The 24,164-nt window shown below is 69.2% G+C and carries 22 protein-coding genes; 6 read left to right on the forward strand and 16 right to left on the reverse strand.

Translation table 11 applies throughout. The features are described from left to right. Window positions 1–32 precede the first annotated feature (32 nt). Window positions 33–1,052, forward strand: a complete 1,020-nt coding sequence (locus AC5RUK_RS09290; protein ID WP_494151983.1) for a glycosyltransferase family 4 protein — start codon at window positions 33–35, stop codon at window positions 1,050–1,052. On the opposite strand, the gene AC5RUK_RS09295 is transcribed toward AC5RUK_RS09290, so the two are convergent. From AC5RUK_RS09295 to AC5RUK_RS09350, 12 genes are all read right to left on the reverse strand, one after another. Beyond that, window positions 1,049–2,593: an aldehyde dehydrogenase family protein gene (locus tag AC5RUK_RS09295; RefSeq protein ID WP_494151984.1), complete on the reverse strand. Its 1,545-nt coding sequence runs from the start codon at window positions 2,591–2,593 to the stop codon at window positions 1,049–1,051. The genes AC5RUK_RS09290 and AC5RUK_RS09295 overlap by 4 nt on opposite strands. After that, a complete protein-coding gene (locus tag AC5RUK_RS09300) occupies window positions 2,590–3,360 on the reverse strand; it encodes an HD domain-containing protein (RefSeq protein ID WP_494106722.1) in 771 nt (256 codons plus the stop codon). Before AC5RUK_RS09300 ends, AC5RUK_RS09295 begins: the two co-directional genes overlap by 4 nt. 41 nt (window positions 3,361–3,401) lie before the next feature. After that, entirely contained in the window at window positions 3,402–4,715 is a 1,314-nt protein-coding gene (locus tag AC5RUK_RS09305; RefSeq protein ID WP_494151985.1) for an NAD(P)/FAD-dependent oxidoreductase, read from the reverse strand. Window positions 4,716–4,717: 2 nt separating this feature from the next. Further along, on the reverse strand, window positions 4,718–5,038 hold the full coding sequence (locus tag AC5RUK_RS09310; RefSeq protein ID WP_493988775.1) for a 2Fe-2S iron-sulfur cluster-binding protein: 321 nt from the start codon (window positions 5,036–5,038) through the stop codon (window positions 4,718–4,720). A 24-nt stretch (window positions 5,039–5,062) separates the two neighbouring features. Beyond that, window positions 5,063–5,866: an SDR family NAD(P)-dependent oxidoreductase gene (locus AC5RUK_RS09315; RefSeq protein WP_493988917.1), complete on the reverse strand. Its 804-nt coding sequence runs from the start codon at window positions 5,864–5,866 to the stop codon at window positions 5,063–5,065. Window positions 5,867–5,975: 109 nt separating this feature from the next. Continuing rightward, window positions 5,976–7,844, reverse strand: a complete 1,869-nt coding sequence (locus tag AC5RUK_RS09320) for a PEP-utilizing enzyme (protein WP_494151986.1) — start codon at window positions 7,842–7,844, stop codon at window positions 5,976–5,978. A 134-nt stretch (window positions 7,845–7,978) separates the two neighbouring features. Next, window positions 7,979–9,175, reverse strand: a complete 1,197-nt coding sequence (locus tag AC5RUK_RS09325) for a PEP/pyruvate-binding domain-containing protein (protein ID WP_494151987.1) — start codon at window positions 9,173–9,175, stop codon at window positions 7,979–7,981. Between the two features lie 4 nt (window positions 9,176–9,179). After that, entirely contained in the window at window positions 9,180–10,454 is a 1,275-nt protein-coding gene (locus tag AC5RUK_RS09330; protein ID WP_494151988.1) for a cytochrome P450, read from the reverse strand. 313 nt (window positions 10,455–10,767) lie between these two features. Next, window positions 10,768–11,562 (reverse strand): IclR family transcriptional regulator, encoded by a 795-nt coding sequence (locus AC5RUK_RS09335; protein ID WP_493988771.1) that lies wholly within the window; start codon window positions 11,560–11,562, stop codon window positions 10,768–10,770. Window positions 11,563–11,756: 194 nt separating this feature from the next. Further along, the gene (locus AC5RUK_RS09340; RefSeq protein WP_494106727.1) at window positions 11,757–12,443 is read right to left on the reverse strand and encodes an HD domain-containing protein; all 687 of its coding nucleotides are present in this window, start codon (window positions 12,441–12,443) and stop codon (window positions 11,757–11,759) included. Between the two features lie 458 nt (window positions 12,444–12,901). After that, the gene (locus AC5RUK_RS09345) at window positions 12,902–15,892 is read right to left on the reverse strand and encodes a phosphoenolpyruvate carboxylase (protein WP_494151989.1); all 2,991 of its coding nucleotides are present in this window, start codon (window positions 15,890–15,892) and stop codon (window positions 12,902–12,904) included. A gap of 250 nt (window positions 15,893–16,142) precedes the next feature. Then, complete coding sequence (locus tag AC5RUK_RS09350) at window positions 16,143–16,919, reverse strand: SDR family NAD(P)-dependent oxidoreductase (protein ID WP_494151990.1); 777 nt, start codon at window positions 16,917–16,919, stop codon at window positions 16,143–16,145. Window positions 16,920–17,081: 162 nt separating this feature from the next. Between AC5RUK_RS09350 and AC5RUK_RS09355 the strand changes: the two genes are divergently transcribed. Further along, complete coding sequence (locus AC5RUK_RS09355; protein WP_494151991.1) at window positions 17,082–18,353, forward strand: glycoside hydrolase family 76 protein; 1,272 nt, start codon at window positions 17,082–17,084, stop codon at window positions 18,351–18,353. Window positions 18,354–18,395: 42 nt separating this feature from the next. Here AC5RUK_RS09355 and AC5RUK_RS09360 read toward each other — a convergent pair whose 3' ends face one another. Beyond that, window positions 18,396–18,989 (reverse strand): YdeI/OmpD-associated family protein, encoded by a 594-nt coding sequence (locus AC5RUK_RS09360; protein WP_493988766.1) that lies wholly within the window; start codon window positions 18,987–18,989, stop codon window positions 18,396–18,398. Between the two features lie 147 nt (window positions 18,990–19,136). On the opposite strand from AC5RUK_RS09360, the gene AC5RUK_RS09365 reads away from it, so the two are divergent. Both AC5RUK_RS09365 and AC5RUK_RS09370 read left to right on the forward strand, forming a co-directional pair. Then, a complete protein-coding gene (locus AC5RUK_RS09365; RefSeq protein ID WP_494151992.1) occupies window positions 19,137–19,688 on the forward strand; it encodes a VOC family protein in 552 nt (183 codons plus the stop codon). Window positions 19,689–19,840: 152 nt separating this feature from the next. After that, window positions 19,841–20,380 carry an NUDIX hydrolase family protein gene (locus tag AC5RUK_RS09370; protein ID WP_493988764.1) on the forward strand — a complete coding sequence of 180 codons (540 nt, stop codon included), beginning with the start codon at window positions 19,841–19,843 and terminating at the stop codon, window positions 20,378–20,380. Window positions 20,381–20,476: 96 nt separating this feature from the next. Here the strand turns inward: AC5RUK_RS09370 and AC5RUK_RS09375 are convergent, their stop codons facing one another. Then, a complete protein-coding gene (locus tag AC5RUK_RS09375) occupies window positions 20,477–20,728 on the reverse strand; it encodes a hypothetical protein (RefSeq protein WP_493988763.1) in 252 nt (83 codons plus the stop codon). A 363-nt stretch (window positions 20,729–21,091) separates the two neighbouring features. Between AC5RUK_RS09375 and AC5RUK_RS09380 the strand changes: the two genes are divergently transcribed. Together AC5RUK_RS09380 and AC5RUK_RS09385 are read left to right on the forward strand one after the other, a co-directional pair. After that, window positions 21,092–22,000: a DUF6707 family protein gene (locus AC5RUK_RS09380; RefSeq protein WP_493988762.1), complete on the forward strand. Its 909-nt coding sequence runs from the start codon at window positions 21,092–21,094 to the stop codon at window positions 21,998–22,000. A 54-nt stretch (window positions 22,001–22,054) separates the two neighbouring features. Next, window positions 22,055–22,831, forward strand: coding sequence for an SRPBCC family protein (locus AC5RUK_RS09385; RefSeq protein WP_494106731.1), 777 nt, complete (start codon window positions 22,055–22,057; stop codon window positions 22,829–22,831). A gap of 40 nt (window positions 22,832–22,871) precedes the next feature. On the opposite strand, the gene AC5RUK_RS09390 is transcribed toward AC5RUK_RS09385, so the two are convergent. Both AC5RUK_RS09390 and AC5RUK_RS09395 read right to left on the reverse strand, forming a co-directional pair. Continuing rightward, window positions 22,872–23,267 carry an FUSC family protein gene (locus AC5RUK_RS09390; protein WP_493988760.1) on the reverse strand — a complete coding sequence of 132 codons (396 nt, stop codon included), beginning with the start codon at window positions 23,265–23,267 and terminating at the stop codon, window positions 22,872–22,874. Beyond that, window positions 23,228–23,926 (reverse strand): hypothetical protein, encoded by a 699-nt coding sequence (locus AC5RUK_RS09395; protein WP_493988759.1) that lies wholly within the window; start codon window positions 23,924–23,926, stop codon window positions 23,228–23,230. Before AC5RUK_RS09395 ends, AC5RUK_RS09390 begins: the two co-directional genes overlap by 40 nt. Between the last annotated feature and the right edge of the window lie 238 nt (window positions 23,927–24,164).

Genomic DNA, 24,164 nt, shown 5'->3' on the forward strand with positions numbered 1-24,164 from the left:
CGCTGGACCTCCTCCGGGAGAATAGGCCAACGATGCGTATCGGGCTGATCGCACCACCGTGGTTTCCGATTCCGCCATGCGGCTACGGCGGTATCGAACAGGTCGTTGACATCCTCGCCCGCGGCTTCGCGGACGCGGGGCACGACGTGCTGCTGGCCGCCGCTGCCGACAGCAAATGCCCCGTTCCCCTGGTGCCCGGCATGGAGCCGTCTGATCCGGAGGCCATCGGAACGAGCTGGTCGGAGCTCAACCACGTCATCCGGGCCTATGAGGGGCTCCACGAGGTAGATCTCATCCACGACCACACCCTGGCGGGGCCGTTCTACAGGGACCGGCCGTCCGGGGTTCCCGGGGTCATGACGATCCACACCGGGCTGACCGCGCCGCTCACCGGTATCTACCGCGCCGCCGCACGGCATGTCTCCCTCGTCGCGATCTCCCACCAGCAGGTCGCCGGCACCGGCCTCGACGTGGCCGCCGTCATTCACCACGGCATCGATACCGCCGCGGTGCCGGTGGGCGGGGGCCGGGGTGGCTACGCCTGTTTCCTGGGCCGGATGTGCCCGGACAAGGGCGTCGCCGAGGCCATCCGGATCTCCCGCTTGGCGGGGATGCCGCTGAAAATCGCCGCCAAGATGCGCGAGCCCGAGGAGCTGCGGTATTTCCATGACGTCATCGAACCCATGCTCGGGCCGGATGAGGAGTTCCTCGGCGAAGTCGCCGGCGGCGACAAATACCGGTTGCTGGGCGAGGCGGTGGCCCTCTTGAATCCTATCCAGTGGGCCGAACCTTTCGGCCTCGTCATGATCGAGGCCCTGGCCGCCGGGACCCCCGTGGTCGCCACGCCGCGGGGAGCCGCCCCGGAAATCGTCGAGCCGGGCGCCACCGGGCACCTGGCCGAAGACCACCGGGAGCTGGCGAAGCTGCTGCCGCGGGCGGCCTCGCTGGACCGCAGCGCCTGCCGCGCCGCCGCGGAGGATCGCTTCAGTGCGGCACGCATGACGGCGGACCACCTGGATTTCTACGCCCGGCTGCTGGCCGGACAGTCCTAGCGGCGGTGGATGGACTTGTAGCTGACGTAGGCGTTGAGTCCCTCAATCCCGTACTCGGTGCCGAGGCCCGAGTCGTGCCTGCCACCGAACGGGGCGGAGTGGTTGGAGGCGAAGAAGTTTATGCCCACCGAGCCGGTGTCCATCCGGTCGGCTACGGCGAGCGCGGCATCCTGGTCCTGGCCGAACACGAGTCCGCCCAGGCCGAACCCGGTGTTGTTCGCGAGCGCCACGGCTTCGTCCACGTCCGTATACTTCAACACGGCCAGGGCCGGTCCGAAGACCTCCTCGCGGGCGATACGCATGTCCGGGGCCACGTCGGCAAACACGGTGGGCTCCACAAAGTAACCGCCCTCGAGCCCGCCGCCGAGCCGCGCGGCCCGCCCGCCGGTGGTGACCCGGGCTCCCTCGGCCCTGGCCGCCTCCAGATGGTCGAGCACTGTCCGGTACTGCGACTCGGTGGCGGACGGGCCGAAATCGGTGGCCGGGTCCAGCGGGTCGCCCTGGACGCCGGCGGCGATGGTCGCCGTCACCATGTCCACGACCTGGTCATAGCGCGTGGCAGGGGCGAGGATGCGGCTGGAGATATAGCAGGTCTGGCCCGTGTTGCGCATGCTGGAGCGGATCAGCACCTTCGACATCTCGTCCAGGTCGACGTCCTCGAGCACCACCGCGCTGGACTTGCCGCCGAGTTCCAGCGTGACGGGACGCAGCAGTTCGCCGCAGGCCGCGGCGATCCGGCGTCCCACCGGGGTGGAACCGGTGAAGGCGACCTTGTCCACGCCGGGATGCCTGACCAGGGTGTCGCCGAGCCTGCCGGATCCGGTGACCAGGTTGACCACGCCGGCCGGCACTCCGGCGGCGGCCACGGCGTCGACGATGAGGCGGAAGGACAGCGGCGTGGGCGAGGCCGGTTTCATCACCACGGTGCAGCCGGCCAGCAGCGCCGGCGCCAGCTTGATGACCATGAGGTTGATCGGGAAGTTCCATGGCGCGATCAGCCCGCACACCCCCACCGGATCCCGGCGCACCACTGATTCGCCGCCGCCGTGCGGGAACGGGCGCACATCTTCATGTTCCAGATAGTCGGCCAGCGTGGCGAAGTATCGAAAGATTCCCGCAGCGTTGCCGGCGGCACGGGAGGACTCGGACACCGGCGAGCCGTTTTCGCGGGTGTTGGTCAGCGAGAGCTCGTCGGCCCGCTTCTCCACCTCGTCGGCAATCCGCAGCAGATACGCCGCGCGTTCGGACGGCGCCAGCGTCGGCCACGGACCGGAGTCGAAGGCCCGCCGCGCCGCGGCCACGGCGGCGTCCACGTCTTCGGGGGTGCCGTCCGGCACCGATCCCCAGACCTCGCCGGTAGCCGGGTCGGTCACCGGGTTGCGGCCGGTGCCGCGGGCGGGAACCCACGCGCCGTCGACGAAGACATCGTCGACGTGCGTGTAGGGCAGGTGCAACGCGGCGCGCGCGGCGACGGCAGGCCGTGCGGACGACGCCGGTGCTCCCCCGGGTGCGGGGGTTGTGGTGCCTGGGGTGGTGGTCATCGGATGACTCCTGTCTTCAGCAGGGCCTTGGAACGCTCCAGGTCGGCCGTTCCCATGGCACGGGCGGCCTCGGTGATCAGTTCCGGAATGATCTCGGCGCCGAGCCGGTCGGAGTAGACGGCCGGCGTCATACCGAACCAGGACGCTGCCACCGCGATGCCGGCGTGGTCGAACCGCCACAGCCGGTCAGAGTCGCGGACCAGTGCGTCCTCCAGTGAGTACGGCACGTGGCGGGTGTCGTGGCCGTCGATGATGTCGCAGACGCGGTCGATGAACTCCTCCGAATACCCGAGGCCGGGCAGCACCCTGCGCGCCACCTTGCAGCCCTCGGCTTCGTGCTCGAACCGGATGGCCGCCTTGCGCCAGTCGCCGGTGAACCCCTCGGAAAGGATCCGTTCCTCGTCCACGTGCGCCCAGCCGGTGTCGTGCAGCAGGACCGCTACCCGGACCAGTTCCGCGTCGGCTTGCGGGTAGGCCCGGCACAGCCGCTCGGCGAAGGCCAGTGAAATCGGCAGGTGGATGTCGTTGGCGCGGGTGCGGGTCTCCTGCACCACGGCCTGCCAGATCGGGTCCAGGTCGGCGGCGGCCGCCGGGGTGGTGGAAATGGGCGCGGTGTCGATGTCGCCCGTGGCCGGCAGCGGCCTCACCGGGTAGGCGGCCGCGAAGGCAGCGGCGCGCGGATCGTCGGCGGGGTTGGGTTGGCCGCCGGGAGCCCACGCTGGGGCATTGCCTTTGGCCTCCGGGGTCTGTGTCTCGGGGGTGCTCATGGGGTGGGTCTCCTTGTCGTGCGGCCGCGCACGGCGGGCGGTCAGTCGTCCGTCGCGATGGTCTTGAGGACGACGGCGGGGTCAGCCGCGGCGTCCGCGGGAATGTTCTGGCTCTTGGCCAGCGCGTTTTTGACCGCCATGAAGTCCAGCGGGGCGTTCACGCAGTCGGCGGCGATGATCCGGCCGTCGCGGTAGTAGAGGACGGAGAACTTGCCGCGCTCGTCGTCGCGGCGGACGACGGTCCGGTCGTAGCCCAGCGTCAGGCCGGCAATCTGCAGTTTCAGGTCCGCCTGGTTGGACCAGAACCACGGGATCCCGGCGTACTCCTCCCGCCGGCCCATCAACGAATAGGCGGCGACCTTGGCGTGTTCGATCGCGTTGTTTACGCTTTCCAGCCGGATCCGCTCGCCCTCCGGTGAGCCGGGCAGCGGGTTGGGCATGTTGGCCACGTCGCCCACCGCCACCGTGGTTGCGTCGGAGGCCAGCGCGTGCCGGTCGACCACAATGCCGTTGTCCACCTCCAGGCCCAGCTGCTCGGCCAGCTCGGTGTTCGGCACGACGCCAATGCCCACCAGCACCAGCTGGGCGGCGACCATGGTGCCGTCTTCGAGTCCGACGCCGCCCACTCTGCCCCCGCCGTCCGCCGGCACCAGTTCCCGGATGCGGGAATTCAACCGGATGTCGAGGCCCCGTTCGCGGTGCGCGGTCAGGAAGTAGTCGCTGGTTTCTTCGCCCACGGCCCGGCCGATCAGCCGCGGCCCGTACTCGAGCACGGTGACGTTCTTGCCCATCTTGTGCAGGCTGGAGGCAGCCTCCAGCCCGATGAAGCCGCCGCCGATCACCACCGCGTCCCGCACGTCCTCGAGCTGGGCCTTCAGCGCCAGCGCGTCGTCGGCGTTGCGCAGGTAGACCACCCCGTCCAGCTCGGCACCGGGGACCTGGAGCTTGCGGGCGCGGGCGCCAACGGTCAGCGCCAGCCGGCGGAACGGGAACTGTGCCCCGGAGACCGCGTGGGCGACCCCGGAGCCGTCCGCTTCCTTCTCGATCCGCTCGATCCGCTCGCCCTTGACCAGGGCCACATTGTGGTCCTCCCAGTACTGGTTGGACCGGAAGATCAGCGATTCGCTTTCCACCGTGCCCTGCAGGAATTCCTTGGACAGGGCCGGGCGCTGGTAGGGCCGGTGGTTCTCCTCGCCCAGCAGCGTGATGTGCTCGGTGAAGCCGAGCGCCCGCAGTGAAACGGCCAGCTGGACGCCCGACTGGCTGGCACCGATGATCAGCAGCCCGGTTTGCACGGCGCCGTCCGCTGCCTCGGCAGGGACCGCCGTCGTCGTCGTTGTGGTTGTGGTTTCCATGATCAGATCTGCGTTTCCGGAGTAGTGACGTAAACGTCCTGGCCCTCGCAGAGCTTGAGCTGGCAGGACAGGCGCGAATTCTCCTGGCGGTCCACGGCCGTTCCGTAGAGCATTTCGTCTTCCATGTCTTCCATCTCCGGAAGCTGGTCCAGGGTGTCCTCGCGGACGAACACGTGGCAGGTGGCGCAGGACAGCGAGCCGCCGCATTCGGCGACGATGCCCGGCACGCCGTTGCGCACCGCGGTTTCCATGACCGAGTCGCCGGGGTTGCCTTCGACGTCGCGGACGGCGCCTTCAGCGTCGGTGAAATGTACCGTAGGCATGGTTCTCCTTCGGGTTGCAGTGGTTCAGATGAACTGGCGGCCGCCGTCGACCACCATGGTTTGTCCGGTGATGTAGGAACTGTCCGGGCCGGCCAGGAACAGCGCCGCGCCCACGATGTCCTCGGGCTGGCTGGCGCGCTTGAGCGCGCCGCGGTCCACCCCGTAGTTCTCGGCGTTCTCCATCAGCCCGTAGCTGGCCTCGGTGAGCGTGAAGCCGGGGGCGATCGCGTTGACGGTGATGTTGCGCCGGCCCAGTTCCTTGGCCAGCACCCGGGTCATCGACACCACGCCGCCCTTCGAGGCGACGTAGTGCAGCCACTGCTCCGAGCCGGAGTAGATGGTGGCGGAGGAGAGGTTGATGACGCGGGCGCCGTCGGGCAGGTAGGGGCTGGCGGCGCGGGTCACCAGCCAGGGGCCCTTAAGGTTCACGTTCATCACCAGGTCCCATTCGGCCGGGTCGATCTCCTCGAACGGGGTGCGGGTCACCGTGGCGTAGATGGCGGCGTTGTTGAGGACGACGTCGATGCTCCCCTGCCCGAAGTCGGCGCACCGCCGGGCGAGGGCCTCGGTGGAGGCCACGTCGGTGACGTCGGCTTCGAAGGCCTCGGCCTCCGCGCCGGTTTCGCGGACCAGCGCGGCCGTCTTTTCGGCACCGGCCAGGTTGGTGTCGGCCGCTGCCACCCGGTACCCGCGGGACGCGAAGCCCAGGGCGAAGGCGCGGCCCAGACCGCCGGCGGCGCCGGTGATCAGAACGGTCCGGGTGCCGGCCCCCTGGTCGGGGTTCAGGAAGCCTGGACCGGCGGTGGCGTCGGGGGGAGGCTGTGTCATCGTCACGCTTTCATGTTGGGGTGGTGTGCCGGGCCGGGACCCGCCAGGGAAGCGGGCTTCGCCCGGCCCGGCACCGAATTCGCCTGAGACTGCGGAGATACCGGAGTGCTCAGGTGTGGCTGTGTGCTCCCGGCCCGGCGACGGCCGGTTCGGTGGATTCTTCGGCGTCCAGGATCTGTACGGTGCCCTTGGTGCCGTCCACCCGCAGCCGCTGGCCGGTCTTGATGGTGGTGGAGGCCGAACCGGTGCCGGTCACCGCCGGCAGCCCGTACTCGCGGCAGACAATCGCGGCGTGGCTCATCATGCCGCCGATGTCCGTGACGGTGGCCTTGATCTTGCCGAAGATCGGCCCCCAGCTTGGCGCGGTCACCGTGGCCACCAGGATCTCGTCCTGCTGGACCTCGGAAAGCTGGTCCGAATCGTGGACCACCCGCGCGTACCCTTCGACGACGCCCGGGGACGCGGCCATGCCGCGCAGCCCGCCGCCTTCCACCTCTTCGCCTTCGCCCAGCCACTGCTGGACCTGTTCGGTGGTGATGCCCCAGAGCATCCGGGTGAACGGTTCGGTGATCGAGGCCGGCGGGGTGTTCAGCGCCGGTGCCGGACGCGCGGTCTTCAGCGCGTCCACGATCTTGCGGCGGCCCTCGATTTCCTCCGGCCAGTAGGTGGGGCCGATCGGCTCGGCACCCACGCCCCAGCCGGTGACCAGGTCGAAGAGGGCGTCGCGGACTTCGTTCCGGTTCAGGTACAGCAGGTCGTCCGGTTCGGTCCAGAATCCCTCGGCGTGCATCATCCGCGAAAGCTCGCGGATCTTGCGCCAGAAGACGCCCATAGTCCAGTGCTCGATGTAGAAGTTGTGGTTTTCCACGTACGGGTAGGCGGTGGCGGCCAGCTGGCGCTTGGCATCGAAAACCGCCTGTGCGTCGCCTTCCAGCAGTTCGCGGTATTCCTCCACGATCCGTTCCTTCTCCGCCACCAGCTCCTCGACGGGCCGCATGATCTGCTGGCCTTCGTCCAGCCGGCGGATGTAGTCGGCGATGTAGCCCAACGGGATTTCCTGGTATTCGTTCCAGTACTTGTCGTGCCCGTAGAAGCCGTTGCCCACGGTGAAGTTGAACCACGGGTCCTTGGCTTCCTCGTAGCGGGCGATCCAGCGGTCGCCGCCCTCGGAGGCGCGGACCGCGGCCAAGGTGGCATCGACGTCGTCCGTATTGCCGAAGGCGGACTGCAGGCCGAGCTCCACGGCGAGCACGGCGAGGTGTTTGAGCTCGTCGTCCGGGCGGAAGAGCTCCATGTCCACGCCCTGCACCATGGTGGCGATCGACTGGTCGGGGATGTTCGGGAAGACTTCCTTGCAGAAGTTGAAGAAGTCCAGGTAGGCGATGTAGCCCAGGTTCAGGAACTCGAAGTGGTACTGCCAGTTCTGGTAGGCCAGCTGGATCAGCCGGTCGTAGTTTTCCAGCAGCACCTCGGAGCCGTCCATCGCCTTGCCCGTGGTGATGTCATCCATCGGCACCATGTCCGGCAGCTTCTTGAAGGAGAGGGTCTCCATCTCGTCGATGGTGCCGCGGACCTTCGCATGCCACTGCTGGAGCAGTTCCTCCCAGTTCTGGAAGTAGTGGCCCACCCGCTGCTCGAAATGCGGGACGCGCGCGGCGATCTGGTCCTCCGGAACCGGGATCGGGGACATGTACAGGTAACCCAGATGCACGCGGAACTCGATGCCGTTGGCGTTGGGAATCATCAGGTGGCGGGCGTTGTACTGGCCCAGGCACTTGACCGCGAACTCACCGCCGATCGTCTCGAACGGCTTGTAGACAGTCGGCCAGTGCTGGCTGTCGCAGAACCAGAACTTGGCGTCTTCCTGTTCCTTGAGCTTGTCCTGGAACACGAGATAGTACGGGTAGATCTTCTCCCAGCCCTCTGCGCCGGCGGGCACCGGCAGTTCGGAGGGCTTCGGGAAGGACTTCATAGACATGGCGGTCCTTTCGGTGGCGGCTCTGCGTTGAGCCTGCGGTGGGCGGTTCGGTGGAACGGTGGATCCTTGCGGTGGAGCTGTTGGAACCTTGCTACCTTGCGGTGGAACGGTGGAACAGTTCAGGGCAGGAACGGTCAGGCGGAGGGTTTCAGCAGCGAGGCAGTGATGCTGCCCAGGCTGAAGCCTCCGGTGGCGGGGCCTGCGTTCCCGGCTCCGGCGGGCGCCGCTCCGGCGGGTGCCGCTCCGGCGGGCGCCGCCGTCGTCGTCGTGGGAGCGGCACCGAGGGCCGCGGCGTATCCGCCGCTTCCCGGTACCGCGGACGAAGATGCCGACGGCTTCTTCGAGGAGTGCACGGTTTCCGGCCGGGACTGCAGCAGCAGCAGGTTCTCGCCGTCGGGCAGGTCCCTGTCCAACGCCCACTCGATGTCCTGCGGGCACTTGTAGTGTTTCTCGGCCCGCTTGGCCATCCGCGCCACCGCGAGCAGTTCGTCGTCGTTCAGGCTGCGCCGGGCCCGCCGCTCGGCGTCGACCTCCCGCTCCACCAGGGTGCGCGCGGCGGCATCGGGCACCAGCTCGGCGTGCTTGTCGCCCAGGTGTTCGGCGACCGGGGCCAGGGTGACCTTGTCCAGCACGATGTTGTCCGGTGTGACCTGCCCCGAAACCACCATCTCGCCGACGCCGTAGGACGCGTCGATGGTGATCTTGGAGCGGTCGCCGTTGGCCGGGTCCAGGGTCATGGCGACGCCGGAGACCCTGGCATTGACCATCTTCTGCACCACGACGGCCATCGACAGGCCCTCGTCCGGGATGTTGTTCTTCAGCCGGTAGATGATGGCGCGCGAGGTGTAGAGCGACCCCCAGCAGCTGCGGATGTGTTCGCCGACGGCCGCGAAGCCTTCCAACCAGAGGTAGGTGTCCTGCTGGCCCGCGAAGGAGGCATCCGGGAGGTCCTCGGCGGTGGCGGATGAACGCACTGCCACCGGAACCGGCGCGTCGAAGCGGGACATCAAGGCGTCGTAGGCCTCGACGGTCTGGGCCCGCATGTCGGCGGGAACCGGGCGGGAGCAGATGTTGTCGCGGATGGAGGCGGACACTGCGTCCACTTGGGCGATGTCTTCCGGGTCAAGGCCGGCCAGCAGTTGGTTGATGTGGTCGGTGATCCCGGCTTCCTGCATGAAGCGGTCAAACTGGGCGGTGGTGACGACGAATCCCGGGGGCACCGGCATGCCCGCAGAGGTCATGGTGACCAGCGAGGCGCCCTTGCCGCCGAGGTTCTCGAGCCTGGGCTCGATGCCGCCGTCGAAAAACTGGATGAATTCGTTGCTGCGCATGGGCTCAGGCCTCCCAGCTGACGGGGACGGTTTCGGGGACACGGAAGGAGATGTTCCCGCGGAACTCGATGCCCTCGGGGTTCTCCAGCTTCAGGTTCGGTGCCAGCCGCGCCACCTCTTCCAGCGCGATCTTGGCCTGCAGTTTGGCCAGCATGTTGCCCAGGCAGTAGTGGATGCCGAAGCCGAAGGACAGGTGTTCGCGGGCGTTGCCGCGCGAGATGTCGAACTCCTCGCCGTCTTCGAAGCGGGCGGCATCGCGGTTGGCGGAGCCCATCAGCAGCAGCAGTTCGCCGCCCTCCGGGATCTTGACCCCGCCAACTTCGGTGTCCTTGAGCGCCTTCCGGCGCCATCCGACGATCGAGCCGGAGAAGCGCAGCACCTCGTCGATGGCCGCCGGGATTTTCCGGGGTTCCTCCACCAGTTGCTGCCATTGGTCCGGACGCGCCAGCAGCACGCGCAGGGAGTTGGCGATCAGGGTGGTGGTGGTTTCGTGTCCGGCGAACAGCAGGGAGTAGAGGATCGAGGCGATCTCGTGGTCGCTGATCTCCGCCCCGTCCTGCTGGGCCTTGACCAGGTCGCCGGTCAGGTTGTCGCCGCCTTCCTCGTGGGCGACGCGGACCAGGCGCAGGCATTCCTGCCAGTACTCCACCAGGTTGTGGGCGTGCGGGATCTGTTCCTCGTCGCTGAGGTCGCCCCAGGTCATCGCCGCGCGGGAATCGGACCAGCGCTTGAAGGTGTCCACCTGGGAAACATCGGCGCCGATCAGCGTCAGGATCGTGACCGTCGGGACGGTGTAGGCCAGGTCCTTCACCAGTTCCCCGCGGCGATCCGGGTGGGCCAGCATGGCTTCCAGTTGGTCGACGACATTCTGCCGGATGAACGGCTCCAGCGCCTTGTAGCGGCGCGGGGTGAAAGCCTTTTGGGCCACTGCACGGATCCGGGTGTGCTCCGGCGGGCGGCGGGCCGAAAGCCCCGAATAGGCGGTGAAGCCGCCCTCTTCCATGATCTTGGTGGCCTGCGGGCCGCGCTTGCGTACCGGCGCCTGGGCGTTCTCGCTGGAGAAGGTCTCCCAGTCGTCGAAAACAGCCTTGATGTCGTCGTAGCGGGAAACCACGTAGTAGCCGACGCGCTCGTCAAACATGACGGGCTGTTCGTTCCGCAGCTCGGTGTACGCCGGGAACGGGTCCTTCATCTGGAACGGCTCATAGCCATGGTGTCCTGCGGGGGCCTCGGCACCGTGGCCGAACGGACAAGCTGCCGTTTCGGTCGAAGATGACATCTGGAACTCCTTGGGGTTTGCTCCCGCCGGTGGCCGTTGTCGGTTGGCGGGCTGATTAGACTCCAGTGTTGCCCACGTCACTCTCCGGAGCCTAAACCGTTCTTCCACTGAGTGGAAACGAATAGTGCTTAGCATCTCTTGGCATGCGCCGGGCGCTCCGGCCGTTGCTCGTGGGTGTGGCTGCCCAGCAATTAACCCGGGGATGTGGGCCGGGGCGCTCCGGCCTTGCACGCGATGTGGCTTCCCAGCAACGACTCGCCGGGCATACGCCGTAGCGCGTGGTGCGGCTGGCCGGCAATCTGGGCCAGGGCGCTCAGGCCTTGCGCGCGATGTGGCTGCCCAGCAACGACTCCAGCGGGATGTGCGCGGTGGCGCGCTCGATCTGCGTCGAGACGCCGCGCAGCGCCGGCAGGTGCCGCGTCATCGTCGCGGCCTGCGTCGTCAGCAGCACCAATCCCAGCCCCGCACCTATCCGACCGGTGTGGAAGACCGGCACGGCGATGGAGCAGGAGCCAAGCCGGACTTCCTCCAGCGTGGTGGCGTAGCCCTGCTCGCGGATCTGGACCAGTTCCTCCGCCAGGCGCCCGGGAACAATGTGAGTGTGGGCGGTGGGACGCTCCAGTTGCCGGTTCAAGTAGGCGGTGCGCACCCACTCCTCCTCGTACGCCAGGATGACTTTCCCAACGGCCGTGGCGTGCATCGGCAGCCGGCCGCCGACCCGCGAGGCACGCGGCACGCGCTTGGTGCCGTAGATGCGCTCGATGTAAAGCACCTCGTGGCCTTCCCGGACCGCCAGCTGTGACGTCTCGCCGGTGAGCGAGAACAGCTCCTGCACGAACGGGCGCGCGGCATCGCGCAGTTGCCGGCCGGCATTCTGCGCCAGCTCCCAGAGGCGGATACCCAGTTGGTAGCGACCGTTGGCGCCGCGGGAGAGGAAGCCCCATTCCGTCAACTCCGAGACCAGCCGGTGCGTGGTGCTCAAGGGCAGGCCGGACCCCTCGGAAATCTGGGTCAGGCTCAGCGCGCTGCGGGATTGTTCGAAGGCTTCAAGGATGGCCAGCACACGGGACGTGACCGTGCGTCCCGGATCTCGGCTACCGCCGGCCATAGTTGCCTCCCACATTCCGCCCGCGGTCTCGTAAAGCCGGACACCGCCGTCGTCGTCCGGACAAAGCCGGGCACCACCGTCGTCCGGGCAAAGCGGGCACCGCCGTCGTCCTCCGGGCAAAGCCGGGCACCGCCGTCGTCAGTGCCGCGGTACTTCGCAGCCGGTGCCCATTCGGCACACGGCCGAGACCGAGTCTAGCCGTCGGCAAGCAGCGCCCGGCGCTGCGGCCACAACGTCACCGATTCCAGCGCGGACAGCGCGCGCGCCATGGCCTTGGCCTCCTCGGTGAAGAGATGGCCCAGGACGCGCTGGCTGCAGAGCCGGAGGGCCTGGCCGCGGTCCAGCCCGAACCACTCCATCACGGTGTCGACGCCGTGCGGACTGAGCCGCCACGTTTTGTCTGCGTCCTTGACGATCGCGTCCTCGATCGAGAGGGCCTCCTTCCGCGAGTCGTGCCCGTCGATGATCTCCAGGATGCGCGGAATGAGCTCCGGCTCATGGCCGGCCTCTTCGAGGATCCCGGCTGCCAGGCGGGCGCCTTCCTTCTCGTGCAGCAGCACGAGGTCGGGCCGGCCGCCGCCCGGGGCGATCGCGGAGAGGACCTGGTCCGGCGGCACCTGGGACCAGCCGATGTCATGAAGCATGATGGCCGGAAGGACGACGCCAGCGTCGGCCTCCGGGTGGGCCGCCAGCATGGCCTGGGCCAGGCCGTAGGCGTAGAGCGTGTGGGCGTCGTTGTCGCGGACGGCCAGCAACGGTGCCGCGTGTTGCCAGATCCGGTCCAAGTGCGCGTCCAGATGCACCACGCCGTCCGGCTGGGCCTCGATGGCGGCGGCGACGTCGTGGCCGAACAGGTTGGCGGCGGGCAGCAGCTTGGTCATGCCCACAGCATGACGAGCAATCGCCGGGCGGGCAACCGCCGGGTTCCGCTGGGCGGAAGCTCGGCGCAGGTGGGGGGTGCTTAGGGCGGGTTGCTTTGGCGGGTTGCTGGCGGGCCGAGGCCGTCGCCGCGGAAGTACCGCCCGGCGGCATTGCCGGAGGGCGCACATCCCCGGGTGGTGCGGTTTGGTAAGGGAACGGCACCAAAACTGTCCATGTTTAACCGGATGCTTAAGTATCATGCCTAGTCAGACGCGGGGTGGGTCGGGTGAAACATGGACAGTTATCGCTAAATATGGACAGCTGGGCGCTGGGGATGCACTCGCCGGGCTCCGCGCAGCCCTCCAACCCCGCGGATGCCCCGCAGACAGCCATCCGACGCCCGGACGACTACCCGGGCGGCCGCACACCCGCAGCACGCCGCGCACGCACGCAGCCCGGGGCCCATCGCCGGCCCGCGTTAGCCGGTGTTCCGCAGGCCCGCGGCGATGCCGTTGACGGTGATCAGCATGGCCCGCTGCAAGGCTTCATCCGGCTCCGACGTCCGGATGCGCCGCAGCAATTCCACCTGCATGTACGAGATCGGGTCCAGGTACTGGTCGCGGATGTGCAGCGAGCGCTGCAGCACCGGCTGGTTGTCGAGCAGTTCGTTTTCGCCGGTCAGCTTCCGGATTTCGGCCACGGTCAGCTCGAACTCGGCGCGGATGTCGTCGAACAGGTGCCGCAGCTGCGCAGGCACCAAGGTGGAGACGTAGTGCGCCGCGATCTCCAGATCGGTCTTGGCCAGCGTCATCTCCACGTTCGAGATGAAGGACTGGAAGTAGTGCCAGTTGCTGATCATCTCCCGCAGTTGCGGCTGCAGTCCGGCGGCCCGGGCGGCGCGCAGGCCGCTGCCCACGCCGTACCAGCCGGGAACGATCTGCCGCGACTGGGTCCAGCCGAACACCCAGGTGATGGCCCGCAACTTGCCGAGTCCCGGACCCGCAGTCGTGTCCGCGTCGGTCCGGTCGGCCGGCCGCGAACCGAACTTCACCGTGCTCAGCTGCTCCACCGGCGTCGATGTCCGGAAGTACTCCGGCAGGTCCGGATGCTCCACCAGCAGGCGGTAGCGCTCATAGGCCGCGCCGGAGATTACCTCCATCGCCGCATGGTACCGGCCGCGTTCGGCCTCGGAGGTCCGCGGCTCCTGGTGCAGCGCGGAGGCCTGCAGCACGGCCGCGAGCGCCAGTTCCAGGTTTTCCCGGGCCAGCTCCGGCAGGGTGTATTTGTCGGAAATGACTTCGCCCTGCTCGGTGAACTTGATCTCGCCGGCCAGCGCACCGTTGGGTTGGGCGAGGATCGCGTCGTAGGTGGGCCCGCCGCCGCGGCCGACCGACCCGCCGCGGCCATGGAAGAAGCGCAGCCGCACCCCGTGCCGGGCGGCCACGTCGCGCAGCACCAGCTGGGCCTTGTGGATTTCCCACTGGCTGGTGGCGACGCCGGCTTCCATGTTGGAGTCCGAGTAACCGAACATGACCTCCTGCAGGTCGCCGCGCAGCCGCACGATCCGGCGGTACTGCGGGTCCGAGAGCAGGTCGTCGAGGATCTGCCCTCCGCTGCGCAGGGCCTCCACGCTTTCCAGCAGCGGTGCGAACCCGATCAGCGCCTTCGGCTCGGGCCCATCCAACGCCAGCAGTCCCGCCTCGCGCGCCAACACGGCGGCGGCCAGCACGTCGTCGGCGCCGCGTGCCCGGGACACAATGTAGGTCTCCACCGCATCCGGGCCGTACTGGCGCAGGGCCTCGGCGATCGCGCCGAACACCTCCAGCGTGCGCGCGCGCTTCTTTTTCAACGACGACGGCGGTGCCAGCGGTCCCGGCGAGAGCAGCAGCGAGGAAAGCAGTTGCTGCCGCGGACCGCGCGCCAGGTCAAGGTAGTCTTCCGGCGCAGCAGCGTCGGCCGCGGCGTCCGTGCCGCCCTCGGCTGTCGCCACACCCGCCGGAGCAGCGCCGTCCGCCGCTACACCGGCCACCGCGTCACCGCCTGCCCCCAATCCGGCCTCAGCGCTCCCCGCCGGCCCCAAGTGCGCCGCCGCGCCACCACGCGCACTCCCCAAGGACGCCGTCGCCCCCGCCGGCGTTCGCGCCGCATCGCGGGCAGCCAGCAGCGCCGCGACCGCCTTGTGGTGCTTTCCAGCGTTGTCCCGGAAGTCCAGGGTGGCCAGGTGCAGTCCGATGGTGGAGACCGCCCGGCGCACGGCGGCCAGCGAACCGTCCGCCACCAGCGACGCGGTGTGGGCGCGCAGGGACTGCTCGATCGGCGCCAGGTCGGCCAGCACCTCCGCCGTCGAGCTGTAGTCCCGCCCGGGCTCGTGCGGGAGCCGGCGCTGGATCCGGGCACTGGTGTTGAGCAGCTTGGCCTTGATGCAGGTCAGCTTCAGCCGGTAGGGCTCGTTCGCGTTCAGCTCGCGCACCCGGGCGTCTAGGCCCGGCAGGTTCTCCAAGTCCCTGGCCACGGAGTCCAGCAGCTCGTCGCTGGCGGCCACGATCGTCGTCGAGTTGGACAGCACCGCGATCAGGCTGTCCACAAAGCCGATGTTGATCCGCACCGCGTGCTGGTTCTGCAGCTGGAAGACCTCATGCGTCACGTCCACGGTGACCAGCGGATTGCCGTCCCGGTCGCCGCCGATCCAAGACCCGAAACGCAGCGGCGCCCCGTCGGCGGGCAGCGTCACGCCATGTTCGGACAGCAGTTCGGCCAGGTCCCCCATCAGCTCCGGCATGGTGTTGTTGAGGATGTTGCCCAGGTAGTAGACGGCGTTGCGCGCCTCATCCACCGGGCTGGGCCGCACGTGCCGCAGCTCGTCCGTCTGCCACATCTGGTCGATGATCTCGGCCAACCGCCGGTCCTGCCGCCGCCGCGCGGTGCTGCCCTCCGCCGTCGTGGTGGACAGCAGGTCGGAGATGGCGCGCAGCTTGTCCAGCACGGTCCGCCGCGATGCCTCGGTGGGATGCGCGGTGAAGACGGGGCGGACGTCCAGCTGGTTGACGGCGCGCTGCAGCGCCTCGGGCCCCGCTTCCTCGGCAATCTGCGCCACGGTGCGCAGCAACTGCCCGTCTTCCTCCGGCCGGGCACGCAATTGGCGCACCCGGTGCACCTGTTCGGCGGCGTTGGCCAGGTGGAAATAGAAGGCAAAAGCCCGCACCAGGTCGGTGGCCTCGCCCACGTCCAGCCCCGCGAGCAGTTCGCGGACCTGGTCGATCACCTCGCGGGCGGTCCACGGTCCGGTGGCCTCGCCCTCGCCGCGGGCCGCTTCCTTGGACTCCTTGGTCAGCAGCCGCACCTGCTCCACCAGGTCGAGCAGCTCCGGCCCGTGCTGGCGCGCCAGCGATGCCCCCAGCAGTGTGCTCACCCGGCGCACGTCGGCGCGCAGGCTCGCGTCGAGGTCCCGGTCGCGGGCGGCGTGCGGCATGGGTGCGTCCTTTCGCGTCCTGCGGGCGGCTGCGGCGGGCGTGCCGTTCCCGGGGACTCCAAGCGTCGGCACGGTCCACCTCAAGCGTACGACGGCGGCGCCTCGCCTTTCGCCGAGAGCGTCCGGGAGGCGCCGGTTGTCTGGGCGCCGTCCGGGACCCATCGGTTGCCTCCCGCCTACCGCGCCGGCCGCCTGACGGGACCGCACGGTTACTTGGGCGCCGTCTTCACCCGACTACCGGACCGTTCGGTTACTTGGGGGCCATCCGGATCGCGCCGTCCAGCCGGATGGTTTCGCCGTTGAGCATCGAGTTGGCCACGATGTGCGCGGCCAGCTCCGCGTACTCGGCCGGCCGGCCCAGCCGGGACGGGTGCGGCACCTGCTGGCCCAGCGATTCCTGCGCCTGTTGCGGCAACCCGGCCATCATCGGCGTCTCGAAGATGCCCGGCGCGATGGTGACCACCCGGATCAGCGAGCGCGCCAGTTCCCGCGCCAGCGGAAGCGTCATGGCCGCCACCCCGCCCTTGGACGCAGCGTAGGCGGGCTGGCCAATCTGGCCGTCGAAGGCCGCCACGGAGGCGGTGTTGATGATGACGCCGCGCTCCGGCCCGCCCAGTTCGGTTTCCACCGGTTCGGTGGCGGCCATGGCGGCGGCGGCCAGGCGGATCACGTTAAAGGTGCCGACGAGGTTGATCTGTACCACCTTGGCGAACGCTTCCAGCGGCAGCACCCCGTCACGGCCCAGCACCTTGCCCGGCGTGGCGACGCCGGCGCAGTTCACCACGATCCTCAGCGGTCCCAGCGCCGCGGCCTGGTCCACCGCCGCCTGCACCTGATCCTCACTGGTCACGTCCGCGGGGGCAAACACGGCCCGGTCCCCGAGTTCGGCGGCGAACTCTTCCCCCTTCGAGCCGGGCAGGTCCATCAGCACCACCGACGCTCCGGCGGCGCGCAGCCGGCGGGCCGTCGCGGCTCCCAGCCCCGACGCTCCGCCCGTGATCAACGCTACGGTTCCGGCAACCTCCACTGGATCCTCCTCAAGGTCCTCAACGCTTGTCCGTGCCGCCGGCCTCCGGCGGCACTGCACACCTCAGCCTAGTGTGGCCCGGCACACAGCTCGGTCACCGGCGGTCCGGTCGGGCAGATTCCCGGCCTGCGCCTCCCCCGCTCCGCCGCTAGGCTGGTCCACATGCCCACCCTGCCCGGCGGTGGCGGAGCCTTCCGCCCGCCCAACTCCGCCCTGGCGGCAGGACGCGCGAACGAGGCCGCCATCGCCGTCGTCCGCCATTTCGGCCAGCGCTTGCTCGGCCTTCCGTTCACCGTGCTGGGCGCGGTCCGCCGACCCTCCCCCGGCCGCTCCGGGCCGTGGCACTACTGGTGGCAGGCCCACTTCCTGGACTGCCTGGTGGATGCCGGGTGGCGGGAGCTGCGCCGGGACCAGCATTACGACGGCGGCGACGGGCCGAGCGCCGGCCGTCTCGCGGCGCGGCTGCTGCGCACGATCCGATGGCGCAACGGTTTCCGCTTTCCCAATGCCTACTACGACGACATGGCCTGGCTGGCCCTGGCCGCACAACGGCTGGACACGCTGGCCGCCGAGGCACACAAGCCCCGCTTCCGGAACAGGGCCGCCGCACGCCGCCTGCTGCCCGAGCTGGAATCGGCCCACACCCCGGACCTGGGCGGCGGCCTGTTCTGGAACACCGCCAGGGACTTCAAAAACACACCCGCCACGGCACCGGCGGCCCTGTACCTGGCCCGCGCGGGCGACCGGGAGCAGGCCGCCCGGCTCTTGGACTGGCTGGACGCCACCCTGTATGCGCCCGGGCAGCGGCTGTACCTCGACGGCGTCCGGGTCTCGGGCGGGCAGCCGGTCTTGGTGGACGGCATCTACACCTACAACCAGGGGCCGGTGCTCGGGGCACTGCTGGAAACGGGCAGGGACGCCGATCTGGTGCGGGCCGCCGAACTGGTGCACGGCATCGCGGCCGGTCTGGTCCAAGGGCCTTCGACGCCACCGGATGCAGCCGCGGACAGCGGCCCTGCCACCGCAAGCCCGGCCACCCCAGGCCAGGCCACCGCAGGCCAGGCCACCGCAGACCCGGCCGCCGCGGCCTCAGGGCCGGGCGGCCCCGGCGGCCAACTCGTCCTGCGCACGCACGGCGCCGGCGACGGCGGCCTGTTCACCGGGATCCTGGCCCGGCACCTGGCCTTGGCCGCCCGGTCCGACCGCCTGCCGGACCCGGCGCGCGAACTGGCCGCGCGGATGGTCTTGGATACCGCGCAAGGCTTTTGGGACGGGCGGGCCATCGAAAACCACCGCAACTGGGAGGTACTGGTCTTCTCCCCCGACCCCGCGGTTCCGGCCGCCGCGCCGGGCGGGCCCGGCGCCGGCGTCGAACTGTCCACCCAACTGCAGGCCTGGATGACCCTGGAGGCCGCCGCCACGCTGGCCGAATGACGGGCGGCCGGGCCGCGCGTTCGGCCAGCCGTCAGGCCGGGGTCAGGACGGCTTCTTCTGCTGCGGATACGGCGCTTCATGCCGGGCCAGCATCTCCACGAAGCCGGCGATCTTGCGCTGCCGGCCGGCGTCGGTCTTCAGCTGGGCCAGCCGGTGGATCAGCGCAAAGCGGTTCTGCGACGTGAGCACCTCGAACATCGCCTGCGCTTCCGGGACGGCGGCGATCGCCGTGGCCAGGTCCTCGGGCACCTCGGCCGTGGCCGGCCCGGCGTAGGCCTTCTCCCAGCGGCCGTCGGCCTGCGCCGCGGCCACCGCCGCCCGGCCGGCCTCGTGCATCTTGCCGGCCTGCTCCAGCCGCTCGATGTACCCGACGTTCCGCAGCGACCAGATGCTGCGCTTCGTCCGTGGGGTGAAGCGTTGGAAAGAGCTTTCCGCGTCGCGCCGCCTGGCCTGCCCGTCAATCCAGCCAAAACACAACGCCTCGTCCAGCGCAGCAGCATAATCGAGGGCGGTCACCGTGCCGCCCTTCTTGCGCAGGATCAGCCACACGCCGGCCGACGAGGCGTGGTTTTCCTCCAGCCAGGCCCGCCACGCGGCGGCGTCTGGGACCAGCAACTCCGGAAGCTCAGCAGGCATGCCCTTATGGCAGCACGGCAGCGCCGCGTCGTCCAGTAGTTTTTTGGTATCGTCGCGTGCCGACCCAAAGGAGAACTCAGATGCTGCGCGTCCGCCCCGTGTTGACCACCCGCCACGGCCGATGCCGGTGACGCCGCCGACGGCCGCGTGGAACTGGGCTTCGAAGTCCGTGACCTGGACGAGTTTGTCCGCCGCACCGTGGCCGACGGCACGCGGGCGGAGATCGAGGAGGGCGCCCACGGCCGGGCCGGGCGGATCACCGCACCCTCGGGCCTCAGCTTCCTGGCAAAGGCAGCCGCGCCGTCGTCCGGGCCCATTGCCGGGCAAAACCCGCCGGATCCGGCGCTGTCCGTCATGCCGGTCTGGGTGACGCCGGACGTGCGGGGTGCCGCGGCCACACTCCGCGGGATCGGCGCGCGTCCCCGCTTCGGCGGCGATGCCGGCGACCGGGCGGACTTCGCGGCGAAAAACGGCGGGCTGGTCGCGGTGCAGCACGGCGGGGCGGAGCAACTGGGGCTGGCTTTTGAGTACGACGACGACTTATCCGCCTTGCGGGAACGCCTCACCACGGCCGGTTTCGGCTGCTCCTTGGCGGACGAGGCCGGCCGGCACATCCTGCTGGTGGAGCATCCGGACGGCGCGAACCCTGCCGGCGGAGGCTGCCTGCGGTTCAGCGCCCCGCGAAACGACTCGGCCTGAAATTGCCCGCTGCCGCCGACGCATCGGTCCTGATGGGACCGGCGGTTCCGCGGTTCGGGCGGGTCCGGCCGTGGTTGCCCTCTAGTGGAATGGACGCGCCGTGGAAGGCGGCCGGCGTGACTGGCGTCGCAGCGGTGCGGTAGAACAAGTACATGAGCGTACGCACTCCCGACCCGTATCCCGGCTGGCTGTCCCACGAGGATCTCCACGAGGCGCGGCAACGCCTGCCGATGCTCTATGTAGAGGCAGTGCCGGTGCGGCTGGACTCGCTGGGGTACGTGACGGAGATCGGCCTGCTGCTGCAGGCTTCGGCCGAAGGCGAGATGGTGCGCACGTTCGTCTCGGGACGGGTGATGTACCGCGAGACGGTCCGTGCTGCGCTTTTGCGTCACTTGGAGAAGGACCTGGGGCCACTGGCCTTACCGCAGCTGCCGGCCAGCCCGGTGCCGTTTACGGTGGCGGAGTACTTCCCGTCGCCGTCGGAAACGGGGCTGACCGATGACCGGCAGCATGCCGTGGCCCTGGCCTACGTCATCCCGGTCACCGGGGAATGCAACCCGCGCCAGGATGCCCTGGAACTGAGCTGGATGACCCCGGAAGATGCGCTGAGCCAGGCGGTCCAGTCCGAATTCATCGGCGGCCGCGGCAACCTGCTGCGCCAGGCGCTGGCGCACGCGGGCTGGTGCCGCTGACCGCCGGTCCTGCCTGGGCGGGAACGGGTTGACCGCCGGCATCGGCGGGAACGGGTGGACCGTTGGCCTCGGCGAGGACGGGTGTACCGCCCGCCGCTACTTCGGCAGCATCCAGGCGTACATCTGGGCGGCCAGGTCCCGGGACTGCTCCCGGTGCTGGTCCTGGTAGCGCAGCCGCTTTAGCGGGACCGGCCGCTGGCTGCGGCGGTTGGCAAGATCCGTCAGGACCGTGCCCGCGGCCCGCAGCAGCACGGTCAGGCGGCTCCTGCTGCGGAACTGCTCGGGATGAACGGGGGCGTGCGTCGGCACTTCGCCAAGGCGGGCCTCCGGGGCAAGAATGATGCTCATGGCTGGATTCAGCTTTCACAAGAATGTAGGGCTGCTGTGCGTGAGGTACTTCGTCGCAAGAACTGACGAGGCACGGTTCCGGAAGGAACTTTTCGATATCTTGGACGCTATCGGCGATCGCGGTCATCTTCGGTCCTCGATCCCGAGCCGGACACCGATTTTTTTGGGCCCGCGGTATCCGATGCCGAAACCAACGCCGTGGCGCGCCATCCCTATTCCCACGATTCGAAGCGCGTGAGACTCCGCTCACAATCCATCGTTTCATCACGTCGGCACACTGGACACCGGGCCCCGCCTCCCCCCGGAAAGATAACGGATTCATATACTGTTCAGACGATCGCGAGCGTGACTAAGGATTTACCCATGACGGAACAGCAGGCCGAGACATACATCCACCATGTCAAGGCCGAGGCAGTAGCCGCCGGCTCCCGTTTTCTGACCCGTTCCGGCGAGCACTCGGCGCCGGTGGCAAGCACCGCCGTCGTACCCGACGATTTCGGCACACCGGCGCTGGTGGTGGCCACGCTGGAAGACGGCAGCAAGGTGCGCATCGCCCACGGTTCGCGCATCCGCGTCGCTTCCGCCCGCAGGCCCGCCCCGTTGCCCGGCGCGCTGGCACTGGCTGAATTGGAACTGATTCCGGCCGAGGAAGGTACTCCCGAGGCGGTGGTGGTGGAGGTGGCGCGCGCACACGCACGCAACGCCCGGGTCCAGGGGCTGGCCGCCCGCTTGAGCCGCGGCCTCAACACCAAGGCCGGCAGCCACCTGCAGGATGTGCGGGACCTGGCCCACACCCTGTTCGTGGAGCTGGACGACCGGGAACGCGCGCTCACGGTCTGCCGGCTGATCATCGACCAGCCCTTCGACGGGAACTTCGGCCGGTGGAAATGGATTGAGTCGGCGCTGGCCATGGCCGCCCACATGCTGCGGGAGTCCGACGACGAGGATGACCAGCACGAAGCCCTGCGGTTGGCCGAGGCGTTGCGCACCCCGGACGACTCGGACGAGGACCCCTTCCGCGCGAAGGTCAACGCGGAGGTCCGCCAGCGCCAGCTGAACGAGCCGAACCTCTACGACAAGGAGATCCACCGCGCCATGGCCGCCGCCGACCGCGACGTGGAGCGGGAGTGGCGCGAACTTCGATTGAGCTCGTTGTTGTACCTGCGCGCGCACGGCGGATCCGAGACCCTGGAGCCGGTCGAATTGGACCGCCGGATCAGCAACGAACTGGTGGCGATCCGCGCGCTGGACGCCCAGCAGCGTAACTCCTAGGTACGTAGGGCCACACTCTGGCCACCCCTGCGGCCCGCGGGTAAAGTCGGCCGCATGACGGATAGCGGCGTTGGACCGGCGACCGGTCCCCTGAGCGTCCACATCAATGCGGACGCCCGCCAGGTCTGGGTCATGCTGCGTGAGCCCAAGTCCATCGCGCAATGGCACGGCTGGGACATGAAAGGTCTCGACGAGGAGATCCGCGAGATCTACTTCACCGGTGCCACCGAATCCGAAGACCACAAACGGCTCACCCTGAGCAACGGCGATGCCTTCATCCTGGATCCGGTGGGCGACGGCGTGCGGCTCACCCTCGAGCGCGGCCGGGAGTCCAGCGAGAAGTCCGACGAATGGTGGGAGGACGTCACCGAAGGCTGGCTGACCTTCCTGCAGCAGCTGCGGTTCGCGCTGGAGCGGCACCCCAACGACTCCCGCCAGACCACCTACCTCGGCGCGGACTCGCTGCCGCCCGACGGCCTGCTCGCCAGCCTGGGACTCGACAACCTGCCGGAGCCGGACGAGCCGTACTCCACGACGCTGGCCACCGGCGAGACTTTGTCCGGCAAGGTGTGGTTCCGGTCGGAACGCCAGCTCGGACTGACCGTGGATTCCTACGCCGACCATGGCGGCGGCCTCCTGATTGTTGCGACGACGCCGCCGCATCCGGAGGGCCGGCCCGAGGGCGGCTGCCAGGTGCTGATCAGTTGTTACGGCCTGGGTGCCCGGCGGCTCGCGGAGATCCGGGATGCCTGGGAGAGCTGGCGCAGCGCCACGCTGCCCGGCGCCGACCCGCTGGTGCCCGGCAGCACCGCGGGGCCCGGCGGCGAGTAAACCACCCCGCACCCGGCCGGACGGCGGCCGGGCGAACCGGTCATCCCTCGCCGCGGTGCTTGCGCTGGAAGCGCCGCCGGTTCTTCATGCGCACGGTGCGCTGGTGCATCAGGTACACCAGGCTCAGCCCGACCAGCGCACCGATCGCGGTCTGCAAGGCCCGGTCCACCATCAGCTCCTGCGGATCCGTGGGGGCAGCGAGCTCGGTCATGATCAGGGCCAGCGGCGTGATGAAGATCAGCGCGAGGGCATAGTGGCGCAGCACGAACATCTCGGCCGCGAACTGCAGCACCATCACCATCAGCACCAGCACCCACGGCGCCGGGCTCGGGGCCAGCAGCACCCCGGCTACCGCCACGCCCGCAAAGGTGCCCAGGATGCGGTGCACGCCCTTGTTCACCCGCTGGGCCAGGCTGGGGCCGGCGATCGGGGCCACCGCGGCCACCATCGCCCAGTAGTTGTGCCCCAGCCCCACGATGGTGGGGTCCCGGCCGCCAACACCGCCACGGCATTCGCGGCGGCCTCCACCCCGAATTCCCGCCAGTGTTCGGCCGTCAGTTCCCGTTTCGGCGGCGGCGCCATGGAAGTCCGCCAGGACGGCACCAACCGGCTGCTGATCCCGATCAGCATGGCAAGCACCACGCTCACCAGTCCGGTCAGCACGGCCTGCCACAACGGCGCCGTCAGCGGAATCGAGCCGATGGCGGCATAACCGAAGGTGAAGAAGATGACCCCGGCCGGCCGCAGCCGGAAGTAGTTGACTGCCAGGGACCACAGCCCGGCCACCACGGTGGTGCCGAACACGATCCCCCAGGGCCCGGGGTCGGCCCGGGCAGTGAGCGCACCGAGGAACATGACCAACAGGATCAGGACGCCGAACTGGCCTTGATGCCGCAGCCTGGAGCCGTGTGCTTCGCCGCGGCCGTAGATCCCCGTGAAGGCGCCGAAGGCGGCGAAAACCATCAGGTCGAACCGGCCGAACGCCAGCAGGGCAAGCAGCGGCAGGCCCACGCTGAGACCGCACCGCGTGGCCACGATATGGTCCTGGCGTGCCGGGCCCACCCGGAAGAACTCGCGCACGTGCTGCTTCAGCATTCTGCCCGCCCTTCGGTTGCCCACTGTGTATCTACGTTGCAGCAAGGCCTCTTCTCAACCCTAGGACGCTTGCCCGAAGCAACCATCATCCTGCGGGAGACCAGACATACAGGTGTTCGCCCGGCCACACGGTCTGCAGAAGATCCAACGCGAACGGCGGCGCAGTCTCGGGGCAGCCATGCCGCCGCCCCCGCACGCAGCACCCCGGAGTCCGGCGGCACCGCCCCGGAGTCCGTCC

It is taken from the genome of Arthrobacter sp. Y3223065 (genome assembly GCF_059090885.1).